General features: G+C 51.7%; 13 protein-coding genes. 11 read left to right on the top strand and 2 right to left on the bottom strand.

All coding sequences use genetic code 11. The features are described from left to right. The 4 genes from KK925_RS06835 to KK925_RS06820 form a co-directional block, all read left to right on the top strand. A partial coding sequence (locus tag KK925_RS06835; protein WP_214096368.1) for a hypothetical protein occupies positions 1–526 on the top strand: 526 nt, incomplete at its 5' end. A 34-nt stretch (positions 527–560) separates the two neighbouring features. After that, positions 561–1,721, top strand: a complete 1,161-nt coding sequence (locus KK925_RS06830) for a hypothetical protein (protein WP_174583356.1) — start codon at positions 561–563, stop codon at positions 1,719–1,721. Between the two features lie 61 nt (positions 1,722–1,782). Further along, a complete protein-coding gene (locus KK925_RS06825; RefSeq protein WP_174583355.1) occupies positions 1,783–2,298 on the top strand; it encodes a hypothetical protein in 516 nt (171 codons plus the stop codon). A 56-nt stretch (positions 2,299–2,354) separates the two neighbouring features. After that, positions 2,355–3,083: a hypothetical protein gene (locus KK925_RS06820; RefSeq protein ID WP_174583354.1), complete on the top strand. Its 729-nt coding sequence runs from the start codon at positions 2,355–2,357 to the stop codon at positions 3,081–3,083. Between the two features lie 841 nt (positions 3,084–3,924). Here the strand turns inward: KK925_RS06820 and KK925_RS06815 are convergent. Continuing rightward, a complete protein-coding gene (locus KK925_RS06815) occupies positions 3,925–4,173 on the bottom strand; it encodes a hypothetical protein (protein WP_174583353.1) in 249 nt (82 codons plus the stop codon). Between the two features lie 735 nt (positions 4,174–4,908). Beyond that, positions 4,909–5,037: a hypothetical protein gene (locus tag KK925_RS11280; protein WP_268905636.1), complete on the bottom strand. Its 129-nt coding sequence runs from the start codon at positions 5,035–5,037 to the stop codon at positions 4,909–4,911. Positions 5,038–5,203: 166 nt separating this feature from the next. On the opposite strand from KK925_RS11280, the gene KK925_RS06810 reads away from it, so the two are divergent. From KK925_RS06810 to KK925_RS06780, 7 genes are all read left to right on the top strand, one after another. Continuing rightward, positions 5,204–5,713 carry a hypothetical protein gene (locus KK925_RS06810; RefSeq protein WP_174583352.1) on the top strand — a complete coding sequence of 170 codons (510 nt, stop codon included), beginning with the start codon at positions 5,204–5,206 and terminating at the stop codon, positions 5,711–5,713. 615 nt (positions 5,714–6,328) lie between these two features. Further along, entirely contained in the window at positions 6,329–6,895 is a 567-nt protein-coding gene (locus tag KK925_RS06805; protein WP_174583351.1) for a hypothetical protein, read from the top strand. A gap of 529 nt (positions 6,896–7,424) precedes the next feature. Further along, positions 7,425–8,489 (top strand): hypothetical protein, encoded by a 1,065-nt coding sequence (locus KK925_RS06800; RefSeq protein WP_174583350.1) that lies wholly within the window; start codon positions 7,425–7,427, stop codon positions 8,487–8,489. A gap of 2,835 nt (positions 8,490–11,324) precedes the next feature. Next, positions 11,325–12,623: a hypothetical protein gene (locus KK925_RS06795; RefSeq protein ID WP_174583349.1), complete on the top strand. Its 1,299-nt coding sequence runs from the start codon at positions 11,325–11,327 to the stop codon at positions 12,621–12,623. A 2,028-nt stretch (positions 12,624–14,651) separates the two neighbouring features. Continuing rightward, positions 14,652–14,900 (top strand): hypothetical protein, encoded by a 249-nt coding sequence (locus KK925_RS06790; protein ID WP_174583348.1) that lies wholly within the window; start codon positions 14,652–14,654, stop codon positions 14,898–14,900. A gap of 282 nt (positions 14,901–15,182) precedes the next feature. Continuing rightward, positions 15,183–16,163 (top strand): hypothetical protein, encoded by a 981-nt coding sequence (locus KK925_RS06785; RefSeq protein ID WP_174583347.1) that lies wholly within the window; start codon positions 15,183–15,185, stop codon positions 16,161–16,163. A gap of 124 nt (positions 16,164–16,287) precedes the next feature. Next, positions 16,288–16,707: a hypothetical protein gene (locus tag KK925_RS06780; RefSeq protein WP_174583346.1), complete on the top strand. Its 420-nt coding sequence runs from the start codon at positions 16,288–16,290 to the stop codon at positions 16,705–16,707. Positions 16,708–17,010: the final 303 nt, after the last annotated feature.

Below are 17,010 nucleotides of genomic sequence, written 5' to 3'. Positions count from 1 at the left end.
GGTTACAAGCTTACTCCTGGCTTTTCTCATTCAGGTACCTGGATGCTTTTCGCAAAAGGAAACAAAGAGTTCTGGCCAAGAAACTAGCCAAACCTCTGGTGGCCTATCGATTTCCATCGTTCCTTTGGTAAAAAGACATAAGGATTGTGAATTTACGGAAGAGGATAGGCTTATATTTACCTACTGGGGACGCAGACTGGGGGTAGGTGGCTATTTCTTCAACCTTGACGCGGCTGAAGTGGACAAAAAGTTCGCGGAGGAGAATGGTGAAACGGAGCGTTTACTGATGCTTAAGCATGTTGAGTGTTCCGAGATACCCAGAATGGTTGGGAATTATCTGAGTACAGAAGTTCTGAGGGTGGTGAATAGTCCTGATGTGTGTTGCGCCGAAGTTGTGAATGAATCTATCTGTCCCAAAGAGGACATGCGGGTTGTTAATCATTTTCTCGCAGCAAAGAATCCAGTGGGAGATTGGATTCTTGTCTACGTTCTGAAAGTGTCGAGGCAGTGGCTTCACGGACATTGATTCCAAAGGATTTGCAACGGAGGCCAGTAGGTATATGAAAGGCCTAGGTTGCCAGTTCGCCTATCCGTCTCGGCAGGACCAGAGGAAGTCCTACAACCCCGCGCAATGGTGGGCACAGTGGCTTTTCGGAAGGTCTGTGTCCCTGAAAGATCTCCAAGATCCAGGGACACTCCTAGGGGGCCTCACCTCTGACCAGAATAGAGACAAATTTAAGCTTGGTATTTATTACATCGCACGGCACCTTTTTCCAGGTGTGACGTTGGGTGGAGGAGGCCACCTGGATGACCCCAATGCATATCTTTATACCGGGAACGTCCGTCGCGACATTGTGGTGACAAATCGAAACCAGCGTGCTGATGGTCCTTTAACTCCGTATTGGTTTCTTTTGCTTTCTAGTGCGTTGAATTTGGTTCCGACGCTTTTGGCTTTTGCCGTTCCGGCCATTGCTTCCGTGACCCTTTTTCTTTCTATTTACTTCTTGCAGTTTCTCGTGATGGTAGGATGTGATTTGGCTTTCCGAGTCCTTATGGCCCTTGGGCTAGCCATGATCCCCTTGGTTTTCTTTGGGCGGTTCTACGATGTTTGGCGTCATTACCTCATAGGGCTCATTTGTACCGCAATGGTCCCTTGGCTTTTCTTTGTGTGCGCAGGGATCGGGTTTTCGATAGTAACGCTTTTGTACCACGCCTTATTCGATGGGCAGAACGGACAGCCAGGAATCATCCCGGGTATCCTCTCTTCTCTTGGGAATGTCATTTTCGCCAATCTCGCAAGAGTTGCCGATTTTTCCCAGAGCGCTCCTAGCGATTGGTTTGGACCACCCATTGTGCAGTTCTTTAACAACTTAAATAATCCTTCAAACGGTACTCCAATCCCTCTAGTGCGGTTCATTCGGGACGTCATCGGAATGTTTTTGGAACTGGCTACCTTTACTTCGGCGATTTTTGCCGGGGTGAGCATCATTACCTTCTTTGTGATGACGGGAATTCACTGGGCAGTTGCCGCTGGCCGGATTGCGTTTTCAGCTTTTATAGCCTTCTCGGAGGCAGCAAGCGTGATTTTGCAGCAAGCTACCGCGCCGGTAGGCTTCGCGGAGAGGATTGGGTCGGCGATGTGGGAGAGGGCTCAAGCCGGAATCTCGGCAATCGGTCAGACAATCCGAGGCTTAGGTGGAGGGGGAGGTGGAAGGGGATAGAGAAAGGTGAAGTCTTGGGTTTCCCAAGGAGACCGGTTTTTTTAGGAAACGGAGGAGGTCCATGAATGGTTCCCCACTGGTTACAAGCTTACTCCTGGCTTTTCTCATTCAGGTACCTGGATGCTTTTCGCAAAAGGAAACAAAGAGTTCTGGCCAAGAAACTAGCCAAGCCTCTGGTGGCCTGTCGATTTCCATCGTTCCTTTGCTAAAAAGACATAAGGATTGTGAATTTACGGAAGAAGATAGGTTTACATGGACCTACTACACAGTACTTTCCCCTGGCGGTACTTGGGACCTTGACGCCGCTAAAGATGCGAAATGGAAGATGGACATGGACCACCGTGAAACGGCGCGTTTACTGATGCTTAAGCATGTTGAGTGTTCCGAGATACCCAGAATGGTTGGGAATTATCTGAGTACAGAAGTTCTGAGGCTCCTGAATAGTCCTGATGTATGTTGCGCCGAAGTTTCGAATGAATATACCAGGCTGTTGGATAACTACCGGCGCGTTGCTCATTTTCTCGCAGCAAAGAATCCACTGGGACATTGGTATATTGTCTACGATCTGCGCCGGTAGGGCGGTGCCTTTAGGGACGTTGATTCCAAAAGGCTGCAACGGAGTCCAGTAGGTATATGAGAGACCTAGGTTGCCAGTTCGCCTATCCGTCTCGGCAGGACCAGAGGAAGTCCTACAACCCCGCGCAATGGTGGGCACAGTGGCTTTTCGGAAGGTCTGTGTCCCTGAAAGATCTCCAAGATCCAGGGACACTCCTAGGGGGCCTCACCTCTGACCAGAATAGAGACAAATTTAAGCTTGGTATTTATTACATCGCACGGCACCTTTTTCCAGGTGTGACGTTGGGTGGAGGAGGCCACCTGGATGACCCCAATGCATATCTTTATACCGGGAACGTCCGTCGCGACATTGTGGTGACAAATCGAAACCAGCGTGCTGATGGTCCTTTAACTCCGTATTGGTTTCTTTTGCTTTCTAGTGCGTTGAATTTGGTTCCGACGCTTTTGGCTTTTGCCGTTCCGGCCATTGCTTCCGTGACCCTTTTTCTTTCTATTTACTTCTTGCAGTTTCTCGTGATGGTAGGATGTGATTTGGCTTTCCGAGTCCTTATGGCCCTTGGGCTAGCCATGATCCCCTTGGTTTTCTTTGGGCGGTTCTACGATGTTTGGCGTCATTACCTCATAGGGCTCATTTGTACCGCAATGGTCCCTTGGCTATTCTTTGTGTGCGCAGGGATCGGGTTTTCTTTCATACCAGTTCCTTACGATCCTCTCCCTTCTGCTTTCTTCGGCAGGAAAAAGCAAAGTTTCTCTGCGGTTCTGTTGGGCCTCTTGGATGTTTTCTGATTATGCAAACCCTCAATAACAACTCGCCTGGTACCAACGCTTCGGCTGCTTTTTCTTACCGCCCAGCGCCACTTTTGTCCGAACCTTTCTCTGCTGTATCGTCGGGCCTTTCGCGACTTTATGGAACGGCGGAAAAGCGCGCACAGGGCGACTTAAAGCTTACCTCCAGGCTGTCACAACTCGCTGCGCTCAGCTTTGCCACCTCTGTGGAGATAAGCCTGATTCGAGCTCTTTTTCTGAGCCGCATTTGCTCGCGCCTAGCGCATTTTTGCAGTCCTTTTTCTCTCCACAGCGCAGTTTCGCACCAAAGGACGGTACTTTTCGCCGAAGCTACTCACCTTGTTCTGCCGGCCGGCCGAACTCCAACAGGAGTCTGGCGAAGCGCCCAGCGGAGAGTTGTCGCTCCTCCGCTAAGAACCCATTACCGGCCTTTTCACCCCTTCTCGAAATGTGTTATACCGCGCAAAAAGGGAGGCAAATCATGAATCGGTCGATTCTTTTCACATGCACGCTTCTCATCGCTTTCATTCACCTTAGTGGCTGTTGGCCTCAAGAAGACAAGTCAACCGCACTTGATCGCGCACCTTCTCCCGGGTCGGCAGCTCCAGCTTCCAATCCTTTTAAATTTCGCAGCAATTGCTCCATTACTGAGCAAGACCGGTTTATATTGACCTATTGCTTCTCACCCTATGCGTGGATTTTGGCCTCAGTAGACGTAGACCTAGCTGAGAACAGTAGTCGTCCTCCCCTGTACATCGAAGTGGCTGACCTCGCAGCAGCTACGTTTTGGAGCAACCAAAACAACAACCGGCGCGCCATATGCTACCACTCAAATCCTCGATTACTGTTCGTAAACCCGGTTAGCTGCGCTGACCTCTCCCACTGGCAAGCCCAAGATCCGCGACTGGATAATCCTGCCACCGATCCAAATACAGAGTGTTGTGTCGAGGCGGCCGTTGAGTGCGACCCTGTGACATTGTTCGAAGGGAGTACCTGCGGGCGCGTGCGTACACGCTTCTTTGCGGTCAAAAATCGATTCGGAGAATGGTTTCTGTTGAAATGGCTTCAGCGTGACCAGATCACTTTTCATCACCATTGATTCGAGAGCGACAAGCAACCATGGACGCAAAGCTTTATCCGGCGTTGGCCGCACCTCGGTTTGCTGGCATTTCGGGAAGGGAGTGGTGCGGTTTTTCGTTTGCGTACGCTGTTATGAAACTCGGCACCTGGGTTGGCGAACATCAAGAGAAAGTAGGCCGTTATGCATAGCGACGAACGATATCATTTACGTTACACATTGCTTTCAATGCAAGCACCTCTTCTGCCCCGTCGGAAAATCGCTTTTTTCCGCTGCTGGTGTGGTTTTGGTGTTACCTTGGCTTCTACGTGGGGATCTTGTTCATTGATGCGTAGCGCTTCTGGTAAAGTTATTTTCTGCGACACGTGAGGCATTATCACGGTATGTATGTTTTTTATGGCCACACGAGACAGTTTTTTGTCGGTCTAAGGATGCAAGTGCGCTCTTCAAGGCTATTGCGTTTTTTATCACCTGGTAGCGGAAGGCTTCTTTGGAAGCGCTTCGAGGCGGAGTGGGGCGGCCTTTCTGGCGGTGCTCGTGAGTGTCTGGAAGCCAATTTTCGGCTTTGCGGGCGTGTTCCTCGAGCTGTTGTAGCGTCCGCTCTGCCGTTCCAAGGGCAGAGGCACGTGTGTAAGTTCCTAAACAAGCTCTCTGTCACAGTACGGAGAGCACAGCAAGTGATGGGCCAGTTCGCAAGCGGAGTCATTCTGATGCATTCCCATGTGCGAAGTTTTTGCGGCGCACCCCCTATCGCGTTAAGGCTGGGTCGCTCATTTGTCGCAAGAGCTGGCCATTCAGCTCTCCCACTAGGCTTTCACCTGCTAGTTTCCTCCTTTCCATCGGATAGTCGAAAGCGATCCCATTTTGCTTTGCCATCCTCCCTTCCCTTTGCTCTGCTCAACCAAAAGGCACATCGGCCAAGGATTGCGCGCCAAAAAGTGAAACGACCGACCAGCAGATCGGATTTTCCTCTCCGTGATGAGCGCCAATCTCTCTTTCAACTTCAAAGCGAAACATCCTCGATGACGTGCATCGTCACACTATGAAAACTTCTTCTCTCATTCTCCTTTCACTGCTGCTCGGTTTTCTTCTTCAACTCCCTGGATGCTTTTCGCAACACGAGAAATCCCATTTCCGATCTACTCGAACGCCTCGCGATTGCCCAATTCCTGATCGTGATCGATTCATCCTAACATACGCCGCAACTGCTAACACCGCGTTGGGCGATACTTTGACCTTCGACTCGGCTAAAGAAGAGGAGATCGAGGAACTGGAACAGGCCGAAAAGGAGCTCCTTCCCACTAAAAAAAACCGGCATTTGCTATCCGTTAAGCACATTAACTGTGAAAGCATCGCTAAAGAAGCACAACTCGCTCTTCGCCTCGCTCCTTCGAAGAACTTCGACGGGTTGTGCTGCGTCGAAACTGTGGTGGAATGGGATGCCGGCGAGCCATACCGAAAAGAGGATTTGAGGTATGTGCATGTGGTGAAAACCTTTATTGCTGCTAAGAACGCCGAAGGTGACTGGGTGGTGATTCACGCTTCGAGGTAGACATGATAACAAACGTACACGTTTTCGAGGAGAACGCGGTTTTTCCTTTACAAAAAGCGATCGTTGTTCCCCTTTCGTGTAAGACGAAGGGAGAGGTGGCAGAACCGTCACTCGAGCTATCACGACTTTGCAAAAGAGTATGATCGATTTTGTGGCACATCTTTGTCAAGCGAGAGGCCGTCAGGAGACCCTTGCGACCTTATTTTTTTCCGACGACCAGCCGCAAATACATAAAACAACTGTTCCCGGCGTTTCTCCATGGAACCTGGGACCACCGAACCGTTTCGTGACAATGTGCCTGGGAATCCCCTTTAGTTGCCTGTCGAAGACGCGACTACCGTCCGTAAACAAAAGATGCACCTATGGCGTTCTCGCGGAGGTAGTCGTTCTACGAGTTGACGGTCTTCTACGGTCCGCGAAGGTATTTGTGATAAGATGAACCGTGGCATACATTTCGTTAGCGCATCCAAGAAGCTTCCAAAGAAAAAGCTAGGAGCTCTTATCGGCAGCGCGTTTACCGCTCGGAGCGGCAGACGTGGGACCCGTGTAGTGGCAGAGATACATCTCTCATCAATAATGGCTAATAATGGTTGTTAGGAAAGAGGAGCAATCGTCATGAATCATTTAACGCTCGCTATGGCTTTGGTTACTCTTTTTGGGATTATTGAACTATCCCTGTCCTTTTCGGAACAACCGGTGGTTCCACCAAACCAAGAAGATACACATCCCACTCAAAAGCTTTCCAATCCGGAACCTGTGTTTGGGCAAGGACAGAACGATTGCCCGATAACCGAGCAAGATCGATTCATCTTGAGATACGCTTTTCGCCGCATTGGGCCGGTTTTCGGCTGGAAGGGGCTAAAGGATGCGAAGGATGGGCAGAGGGAAGAGGAACTTAAGGAGGGCACTCCTAGCCGGGGCACTTTTTTAGTCTCGCTTAAACACATCAACTGTTCCGACGTCCCTAGAATGGTCGGCACCCCGCTTGTCCGCAACCCTGGCGCTGACCCAGAGCTCGTGTGCTGTGTAGAAGTTGTGATTGAGTGGTTCCCACTCCCAAGAGGGGATTCTTGGGCACCAACTTGGGAGTTAGAGGTTTTCAGTCCTATCCATAAGCATTTCCTTTCGGCCAAAAATAAGCTCGGTCAGTGGAAACTTCTTCATACGCTAAGCGAATTTTAATGCAGCCTTATGCTCTGGAAGATGGAAATTCCGGAAACGGGAAAGTGCAAAATCGTACACGGCTCATTAGCTGTCCTCCTTTCCGATGCTATAAAAACCTCATGTTTCCTTTCGCCTCCTTCTCGCACGTTTTTTTCTGTGCGGACCGCCGATTTCGGTCGCGACATGACGATTATGCGCGCTTTCATTAGGAGACTCCTTTGCCACAATCGGTCCTACGAGCCTCATTCTACCAGGCCTATTTCGACGAAAGGACGTGTTTCCGTAGAGCTAGCGATTCCCAAAAGTACTTTTGATGTGGCGTGTGTAAACCTCTCTTTTGCACCTCTTGATTTCTCTCTCGAGAGGCATCAGGCCTTCACGCGGGCCTGTCGGTTTTTCTTTCACCCTCCTCAAAGCGATGATCGCGGATCTTTTCCCGTGGTGGTCAACCTTAGTCAAAGGGGACGCTCTCCAAATGCTAGCGGATCTATACCCGCTTTTTGGAGAGTAAGCGCAACTCCTAAGCATTAGAGACGGAGGATCATTCATGAGTCAGGCAAATTTCGCGATTTTCTTATCACTAGCTTTCCTAATCCACATATCGGGATGTCTCTTTCAAGCCCACGAAAAAACGGAAGACCGCGACAACATCCAGCATTCACGGTCGCAATTCCCTTCGATCCTTCGCTTAATGAAAGAACGCGAAAATTGTCAGCTCACCGAAGAGGACCGCTTTGTCTTGACCTACTTAGGCCTAGAGTCCTCCAGGCTGCCGACAATGAGCTCCTGGGAGCGCCGGTGGGAGCGTCTTTCCTGGACCGTCCAAGACGCTTTTGATTATCTGCTGCCTCGGCGGTTTCCAGAGAAAATTACCGAAGTGCATCGCGTCCGGTTGACGTCTGTCAAACATGTCGACTATGCAGACCTCCCGAAAATCGTCGGCACGCGTTTTTTGTCTTACGACCCTCCGACAAATCCTAACGTGAGGTGCTGCGTCGAAGCGCTTGTTGAGTGGGATAAACGCAAGACTCACCATTTCCGCTACCTCCCCGAGGCAGTGGACTTTCTCGCAGCGAAACGTATCGACCACAGAACCGGCGAACCGTCCTGGGACTTTCTTTTCACCCTACACCAAACATCTTCTCAAAGGGAAGCCAAGGAGGACCCGCGCTCGCAAAAAAACGTGAGCGATTGCCCATTTAACGAGGAAGATCGACTTATTTTAACGTACAATCGCATCTTTGATCCTGATGCTCACATCTATAAGTTAAGCAAAGCTAAGGAGTTTCAGCGCGATCTCATGACGCAGAATATCACTGTCAGAAACCCGAATCTCGTTTCCCTCAGGCATGTGGACTGTTCGGGTATTCCCAGCGATCTGCGGTGGGAATACTTTGATCATTATCGTCCTGATCTCCGCCGCGATGTTCTTCAGGATCCCGACGTAGTGTGTTGCGCCGAGGCTGTGGTAGAATGGGACCGCGGACAAGGGAGCAAGTACATCCATCTTGTGTCGGACTTTCTTGCCGCAAAAAGCAGGTTTGGCGACTGGTATCGGTTACCTCATGAGAACAACTACACGCTGGATATTTACAAAACGCAGGCTCCTTAAGGAGCCGATCGGACTAATGGTAATTCTTTGTGCAAAAAAAGGTGGCTCATAGCCAGGGTGGCGTTTTTCCAGAGCGCGATGATCGATTGGCTGTTAGCTTGCAACTCGTGGCGCCTTCTGGTCCAAAAGAAAGCAAATGTTTCCGAAACCCACAGATCTTCTGGCAGCGCCCATCTCCCTTGTTCAGATCCGCTTGCGGATCGATATCTTTAAAACGCAGCTTGGTTGACTTGGCGACTGGTCGTTTCCCTACCCTTTTTATGAACATTCGCCTTTCTTGTTCCATTACTCAAAAACGGAGCGCTTCGATATTGCTGTGTAGCGGATTTTTCCCGCTCTCTGCGCGTTTTCGAGAACAGCGGAGAGTTTTCCTGAACAAGGCAGGGTTTCTATTGACGCCACTCACACCAATACAAGAAACAGTACAACGCCGGGCTGGGAACGCTCTTTGTTTAGCGCCCAGCTCCCTTTGTCGGGTCATTCATGAGACTGTGCAGAAACGGCATTTTCTCGTTGCCGACTTTTGCTTGTTTTTTTTTAAACATTGTGAAGAGTCATGAATGCTGTTACTTTTGTTACTCTTTTGGTACTTAGCTTTTTTATCCAGACGCCCGGATGTTTCTCTCACAGGGAAGAAAGCGACCTACCAGAAAGCGAACGTTACGCGTTGGGAGGATGGTCCATACCCTTTTGCGGATGGCATCAGCATTGTCGCATAACGCAAGAAGACCGCCTAATACTGACATACTGCGGCGCCGGCGGTGGTGGAAGCGGTGTTGGGACCATTTGGACGATCTAGGAAGCTAAAGAGCGTTTACGCATGGATTTGGCAGAAGAGCGTTCCCAGATGAACTCGCGTTTGTCCTTTTTGAGTTATATTAGCTGTCGGGAGGTTGCCAGAATAGCTCGTGGGACGTTCATGGGTGTCAATCCAGCGACTGATCCGAATGTGTGTGCTGTGTAGAAGCGGTTGTCGATGGGACGAGGTGCTATGGGACGGAAAACGTGCGCACTATGCTAAGCGTTTTCTTGTCGGAAAAAACCGAGTGGGTGATTGGATGGTGTTTTATTACCTTACTCATTGAGAAATCACGGCGGAAGAGGTGCCAAAAGGGATGGTGGCAAGAAGAGGATGGGTCGATGGCGGAGCCACGATTGATGGCACTTGTGCGCAAGTTGCGAGAGAAAGGAAAATGTAGCGGAAGGAGAGTCAGATGGAAAAGGTGCGAAAGTATAGTCCTTGGTGTTTGTTTGAAATGCGGTTAGTTGGCGAACTTTGGAGAATCATCCGATACAGCCCAGAGAGAGCCAAAGCGTTTCGCGCGTGCCTAGGGTAATCGTGGTAATTTTTTGCAAGGTGGACTCGGTCTGGTTTTTGGAGGATAACGCGGACGGCTTGAAGCGACGTGGAGAGGTGGTGGATTGGTTATTGGAGTGGTGAAATGGTGTTTAGGAGGCGCGTTGACTACTGCCCGAGAGAATAAGCGAGCTGTCGTGCGAGGATGAAAAGACTTGGGTTGGCTAATCGCATAGCGAGAGCGCGGTCGCTTTTGTGAGCGAGCTTCTGAGGGCGGAAATAGACGTTGGAGGCAAAAGGGATGAAAAGAGAACTGGGGAGTTTTCGCAAATCGGTATGTTCATCTTTGTGGGTGAAACGGTGGACGTGCAGCGGTCCGCAACGGCTATTTTCTGAGGGAGTAAGATTGTGAGGCTAAGCGGTCCAATGGATTTGTGAGCCACAGGGAATAAAGTGCGGTAATCAGCGCAGAGCTGTGTCGAGAGCCGTGTTGGAGACCCGAACCAGCATGGGGTGACACTTTTAGAAAAAGAGTACGGTGGCCTTCTGGGCTCTGTTCGCTGCTTGGGAAGCGTATCTCGAGAAAGCTGCGAGGACCCTGTTGCAGGGTCTAGAGGGCGACCAAGAGCTTGTGTGTGCCCAGGAGCAAAGTAACCCAAGACCAAAAGGCCCAGCGGGATGTGTGGCAAGCTGAAGGGTTGACTCGGGCCAACCGTTGCTCTGGCGACTTTGGTTCTAGAAAAAATGTCTTTTCTTCCTGCTTTGGGGGAGCGATCATAGAATTCCCTTTCCTCCTGCGACAGATAAATGCACTTGCCCCGTGCTACCGAGACTGTGCGGGCAAAAGCGAGAATTGAAAAAACGAACGAAAAGTTCGTTCGAGCAAGCGAAAGCTTTTCATCCCCTCTTTTTTTCCAAAAAGCTTTTTCAAGCCAAGCTTTCACCGCAAAAGCCAAAAAAGCGAGCACTCCCCACCCACCTCCGGCTTCTTTCGGTTGGAGTTTTTCCAAGCGAAAACGGATGGGACGTCCGGTGACGCAAGTCCTCAAGCGTTTCTACGGGAAACCACAAATCTCTGTGCTGAGCCGTGGTGCCCACAACAACTTTATCCCCTTTTTCCGATCGCTTTTCACCAAGCACGCTCTTCCGCGGGTCCGCCCTTCTGATCGGACGTAACGGCCCAAGGTACCCTACCTCGCTGGCATGAAATCCCTGATGTTTTGCGCAACAAGGTAAAGCCGCGGCTTTTGAGGAGCAGTTCACGGGAGAAGTGCCGCCACAGGTTTGTCATTGGTCCCCTCGCCCCAGGAGTCTTCGGCGAAACGGCTGATCTTGATTCGCGGCGGGTTGGTTTAGGAGTGCAGCTCTCCAGCCATAGGAAAACGGCCCTGGAAAAGAGCAGCGGAAGCACCAGGCATTTTTTCCTTGTCCGCCCCATATGAGGGGTATGCGGAGAAAAGTACCCGAAGCTTCCACAAAAAAGACCCTCTCTGACGAAGGGGGATCGTACACTCGAAAACAATCAGGAAGAAAACCCGATGGGACTCACACCCCTTGATTTCCTAAATAGTACTTTCCCCTGGTTTGTTCTGATGACCCAGGGGATCGTATTATCCTTTTGGGTCCTACCGCCGGGTCCGAAGGGTCTTTGGATTTTGGCCTCTCCTTTCTACGGCAACAAACCGTGGGGCCGAATGGCGCTTTTTTTCATGGCCCCTCTATTCGGATGGGTGACCGATATTCTTGGCCTATCCACCGCTTGGCGAGAAGTGGGGCTTGGCCTTATTGGCCTCTGGATCGGCTGGCTTGGAAAAATGAGCGTTTGTTATGGAGGTCAACATCTACCCAAAGAGCCGGCCTGCGGTTTTGGGCTTATCAAGCGCACTTTCACTTGCCCTCTGGGAATCATCCTCTGGACTCCGCTAGCCCTTTTGTGGGTCGAACGACCCATGCCGGCTGCCTGGTTCTGGAGTCTGTTGAGCTTGCCTGGGGTAATTCACTGCGTTGCCATCCAAGGTTCCTTTTGGTCGCGATTCGTTCCCCCAGAATCTCTCAGCCAGTCGGAAAGCGATCTCCTAGATCGAGTCTTTGCCTTTGCCTCCCTAAAAGAGCGAACGGCGCTTCAGGCCGTAGGGAGGTTAGGGATCCCGGGCTGCCTTCAGAGTATTCAAGCGAGCTTGCTCTTTGCCACCTTTTTCTTTTTCCTTGGCTCGCGGTGTTCAGCGATTCCAACCCTTTTGCGAACCCTTATTTCTTTGATCCTCCTCGCAGCAATGGTCTTCCTTTGGCAGCGTGCTTCGCAACTTTTGCATCGAGCCCAGTGGGAACTGGAAGCAGCCTGGATCGATTCTCGTCTTCCTTCCAAAAGCTCTTTAGGATTTTTGCGACATTGGAAGATCGTGTTTTTCGCTTCCACTTTCTTTTTAGCGATGGGGCAGTTCCAAGACGTGCGGTACGGCTTCTGGGCGTTTCTCATAGAAGCTCTCCTGGTGGGGCGATTCGCACGTCCTTGTTGGCAAGAAGCAGCTCGTATGAGAAAATTCTCCAAATTGGCACAAAAGCCGCTTTTAGTTGCCAAGCAAAAGCGCCAGCTCGTGGCCTTGGTCGATACAATGCTTTTCCGGCAACAACTTCCCCAAAAAGCGCCGATCATCGAAGTAGCCAACCTTTCGTTACAGGAAGTTGACTCCAAGGCAGTTGGTTCTCGAAAGAGGGAGCTCTTGCCTAAGCCCAATCGTCACCAAAAGGTTCAAAGAAAGAAGTCTAAAAGCCGAAGAATCGGATCCTCTCGGAAACCTCCCCGTCGTCCCCCTGGAGACGCTTCCTGTCCGGTTTGAGCGTCTCCACTTCCGCGCCAGCGGCATCCCCTGCGCTTTCTTCTTGGATGTTTCCGGTTGGAGCAGAGGAACGAACAAACGCAGAATCACATCCATGATTTCTTTGCGTACTGCTCGAGAAAAGAGTCACATATGATTCTAACTCCCACCCTTTTCTTTCATAATCGATATGCTAATCGCAATCCCAACGCCTACCGGCAAGTCCCGATTTTTTAGCCCCTGTCTCGATCGGTCAGGCAAGCTATGAATCGTGCTGCAGAAGCTCTGGGTTTGATAGCGGCAAAGCTTTTACTAGAGCTGTCGGCTACTATGGGAAAAGTCCTTCGGACTTTGGTGGCTTGAAGCTAAAGGAGGGGGTGCCGAATTGTCAGGGATCGAGGGATCCAGGTAGATCTCTGAAGGTACTTGAGCTTAGATGGAGTGCTTTGGAAAGTACGATCTTGAGTACAACGGAGGGATGCGCCATGTAAGATAGCAGGACGTAGGAAGACGCCTCTTTTGGTGGCGCAATGCGTGGGGTTCTCTTCTGAGTCGCCGTTTCCGTTGCTCCTTCCGAGACGGCATCTCGAGATTTCCCATATGTGGTTTTGGGCATGGTTCACATGCGGCGACCAACGCAAGGCCGGTTTCCCACGCGCTTTTTGCTTTTTCTCGTTAATACTTTCCAGGTCACCCGGCTGGTTTTATACTCTCCATCACGCTCGGCTCAGGCTTTGTTCGTTCTCCGTTTTCGCATGAGCTAACATTCCTTTCTTTCAGCAGGGTTCCTGCGGCTTTTTTGCTACTATGGATCTACTTAACTCCCTTTTTCTTCTCGCCCGCACCAACGCAGCTTCGATCGCTCTGCTTACGGCTAATCCAAAACTGCTGACAAGAGGCACCTCCCGCTTTTGGTGCATGATTCTTCCCACGGGTGTTGTTAGTCCCTCCCCCGGTGGTTTTCCTCCCACGCGCAGTTGCGTCTCCTTTCCGCTAAAGGGGGGCCGGAGTTTTTCCTTGTATCCCACGACTGGAACGTCCCAAGACCGTGTCAAAGCTGTGCTTGAACCTTTCCTTTCGTTACCGCATGCTTTCGAGCTGGGACGCTTTCTGGGTCTTTTTGCAAACGTTGTCACAACGCCGGGTAGAGTGCTTTCGGTTCAAAACAGAGATTTAAGACAATAGCCTGCCTGCCGCCAGACCATATGCTCTTTTCACCGCTGAGTTTGGTGAACAAAGACTCACGCCCTAGCCTTTCACGTGTGGGAGACGAGTCAGCCAACTAGATAGCGCTTCCGATTAGGCCAAAACGCGGCTTCGGAGCCTTCTCGAGTTGACACAATGCTACTATCCATAAGGACTCGCTTCAAGTTTGACCACTTGCTCCCCTTCCCTATTTTTTTAGTATTTCATGTCGAATAAGGGAATCGCTAATGGTTCTCACAAGCTAAAAATATAGCCATGCATAAGAGTGTTCGTAATGGAACATCAAAATGAAGTTGAGTGCGTTGGCCAAGCCGCACGGTGTCCCCCCAAACGGCTTGGCCGATGTGGAAAGAGGGGCGTTTGCCTGTCCTTTTAGAATAGTTCCCGATTGGAACGGTAATCATGCGTGCGAAGGCGGACCAATCCAACCGATTAGTTTCTACGCGCGGGTGTGCAAGCGCCGATCCAAAAGCGGATGAAGACAGACAATTGGTTTGGGTTCTCGAAGCTTGCTCTCAAGCAAAGAGTTAGGGATCGTCAAGGCTCTTAACGAGGTAGGCCCCCGGATGAACGGCCATCGCAAAGGGCTCGTTGGGGAGCTCTGTGATCCCAAAGGCCCGCGGCATCCTGGTCGAGGAGCGCAAGCGGCTGATGCGTTTCGGCTTCAAGTAGCAGGAAGCGCCATTGACTGCGGAGGGTCGATCGATCCTGGTGGTGGATTTGGATGAGAGGGCCGACGATAGGGTGCGCGAGCTATATGAGGTGATCGTTTGGCTGTGGGCTAGGCTTTAGGGGAAGAGCTCTGCGCTGAATTGCGTCCAAGAAAGCGCTCGAACCGATCGCATGAGCGAACTTCCTGTTTTGTCTTCCCAGAAGCGCTTGGCTGTGACGTTGCTCGATAGCTATCCGGTGCTCTACGGCCGGGCGCAGTGGAGCCTCTTCGGCCAAGTGCAGGCTGGCGTGCGTGTGAAGAAGCTTAAGCGATCGTTCCTCACGCACTTAGAGCTCACCGCCCGAAAGTTCCATGTCCTCCGGGTCTGCGCTCCAAGAGAAGACCACTTCGATCAGCCAACGGCGGCCCGAGCTCATTGAGGAAGCTAAACGGCGCGATCCACAGATTGGAAAAGGTGATCTGCAAGCTCCAGCAAAAAAGCCGCTATCAAACGTTTTGCACGAGAAAAAAGCGGCCGCTGGCCATCTTGTGGACTACGCTTGATGCGCTCTTGGCCAATCAGAAGTCCCGATTAGATGCGTCTTTGTTTCTTTCCGTTCGCCGCGCCTGTTCGCGTAAGCAGTTTGTTCGAAGAGAACGGCGATTCCGATCATAGCGCTTGGAAGAGGGATTGGCAGGCGCAGCGGAAGAGCTAGTTCTCTGTGCTGGGATGGGAAGAAAAGACCGCCGGCAACCAGTCCGCCAAACTACGGTACCCACGGGCCGCAGCCTATGGGCTGCCACTGCGCTACCGGGGAGATTGGGGGAGCCTAACCCAATACCTGGCTCTTGAGAGCGTGCTGCGCTTGGCCTACGGCCAGGAGGCGATCCTCCAGGCGCTCTTCGCCATCCGGATGATGGTGACAGCGCCGACCGAGAGGGTAAAACTTGCCCGCAAACAGAAGAGATCCGCGGTAAAGCTACCGCTTTGTGCGGGAGAGCAAGCGGTCGCGGCTCTTTCCGAGCGTCGGGGCGCAACCTCTTTCCTTGGGGACACGCCGCCCTACCAAGCGGTCGGCATCGACACGAAACGAGGATCGTCTTGCCTTGGGCGAAACGGATCGCTTTTGACAGTCTCGTCAGAACCCGCCGGATTGGCTTGCAGCTCTATGGTAGAAACAAGGAGAAGGCCAAAGCGATTTTTGCTGATGCCTGCAAAGAGATCGCCCCGGCCTTGCGCCGAATCGGGCGGGCCGCTTGGCATCAAAGAATTGGATCTTCGCAAGCGAAAACCCAAGTTCGAGTCAGTGGATTGTGTTCGGGCTCGCTCTTTTCCTTTGCCTCCCGGCAAGGCGATCGCGATGGCTCACGTCGGCTTTTTCGCTGCCCGAGTCGAGGTGATCGAAGTCGATCCGGCCTACACGTCTGTCATCCGCGCGGTCAACCACGCGCAACTGTCATGGCACAAGTTTTTACCAGGAGGGGGCTTCGGACCTCCTGCCCTCGACCGGGGAGGTTTGGGGCTCTCCGAACGCCCATCCGTGCGAGAGCCAGTCGTGCCCGGGCGAACCCTCTATGGTCGTTTCTCTGGCGGGGGTTCGGGAAGAGAGTCAAAGCGGGGCAAGGAACGCATGCCCGGTCTCGGGGGACAATTTGAGGGCCTCGGGCGCTCCTGTCCCCGAAAACGCGGGACTGGACGCTAGTTACGCTTTGCCTGTAAAACCTCGACACGCGCATCGTCGGCAGCACTGTTTCCGGCCGGCGCCCCGGACGATCTTCCCTGGTAAGGCAAGGGTCGTCTATGCTTTTAGCCACGGTATTAAAACATTGAACACTGTTTTAAGGGTATTAAAAACCTCCCCTGGCCTTTGGATTTCTAGCAGTCGTTTTTTGGTCGGCACCAATGCCGACGGGTTGACCAAGCTCCATCCGGAGCTTTTCTCTTGGGCCAAGAAAGATGCAGAGAAAGTTGGAGTGGCAAAAGAGCCAAGGGATTGGGCAACGAAGTTGAACCGAAGGGAGGATCATTTCCACAACCGGGTTCCGCTGGTCTTTTCCGCGTACCTATTGGAGATTGATGTCCCCCCTCTGTCCAACTTGCCGCTCTTCCCAAAGATGACTCACCAGGGGTTTGATAACGCCTTCTACGGTGCGGGTAGTGAAGGTTTCAAACAACCAGGCAGGAAGTCTTGCTTCCGGTGGCAGAAGCTGGACGCCACGCGATTTCCTTCTCTGCAGCGAGCTTGAGTCTTCTTTGGAAGAAAGGGAGAAAAGAAAGCCCGCCTGATCTCGCGTTGGTTCGAGAAGGTGGCCCTTCCCTTTAGGGAATGCAAAACCCTTTGGAGCTTGAAAACGTGCTAAAGAACCGCTTTGTGGGGGGCAGCTCAGTAGGATGGAAAATCCGACAAGGTAGGTTGGTGCGAGTTTTAAGGAGAGGTTGAGGAGCCTCTGCTGGAGCGTTCCTGCGGGCTTATCTCTGCCTCGCCGAGGAAAAAAGGACGCAAGGGTTTAGCTTCCAAAAGGAGGAACCAAAGAGCCAAGGGAAGGGCT

It is taken from the genome of Candidatus Methylacidithermus pantelleriae, from assembly GCF_905250085.1.
Classification (GTDB): domain Bacteria; phylum Verrucomicrobiota; class Verrucomicrobiia; order Methylacidiphilales; family Methylacidiphilaceae; genus Methylacidithermus; species Methylacidithermus pantelleriae.
Note: the sequence above shows the minus strand (reverse complement) of the source record. Positions and strands in the feature narration are given on the sequence as shown.

Excerpts from the sequence above, each read along its gene's own strand:
- KK925_RS06830 (WP_174583356.1), top strand. The coding sequence starts at position 561 with ATGAAAGGCCTAGGTTGCCAGTTCGCCTATCCGTCTCGGCAGGACCAG.
- KK925_RS06825 (WP_174583355.1), top strand. The coding sequence starts at position 1,783 with ATGAATGGTTCCCCACTGGTTACAAGCTTACTCCTGGCTTTTCTCATT.
- KK925_RS06820 (WP_174583354.1), top strand. The coding sequence starts at position 2,355 with ATGAGAGACCTAGGTTGCCAGTTCGCCTATCCGTCTCGGCAGGACCAG.
- KK925_RS06815 (WP_174583353.1), bottom strand. The coding sequence starts at position 4,173 with ATGAAAAGTGATCTGGTCACGCTGAAGCCATTTCAACAGAAACCATTC.
- KK925_RS11280 (WP_268905636.1), bottom strand. The coding sequence starts at position 5,037 with ATGGCAAAGCAAAATGGGATCGCTTTCGACTATCCGATGGAAAGGAGG.
- KK925_RS06810 (WP_174583352.1), top strand. The coding sequence starts at position 5,204 with ATGAAAACTTCTTCTCTCATTCTCCTTTCACTGCTGCTCGGTTTTCTT.
- KK925_RS06805 (WP_174583351.1), top strand. The coding sequence starts at position 6,329 with ATGAATCATTTAACGCTCGCTATGGCTTTGGTTACTCTTTTTGGGATT.
- KK925_RS06800 (WP_174583350.1), top strand. The coding sequence starts at position 7,425 with ATGAGTCAGGCAAATTTCGCGATTTTCTTATCACTAGCTTTCCTAATC.
- KK925_RS06795 (WP_174583349.1), top strand. The coding sequence starts at position 11,325 with ATGGGACTCACACCCCTTGATTTCCTAAATAGTACTTTCCCCTGGTTT.
- KK925_RS06790 (WP_174583348.1), top strand. The coding sequence starts at position 14,652 with ATGAGCGAACTTCCTGTTTTGTCTTCCCAGAAGCGCTTGGCTGTGACG.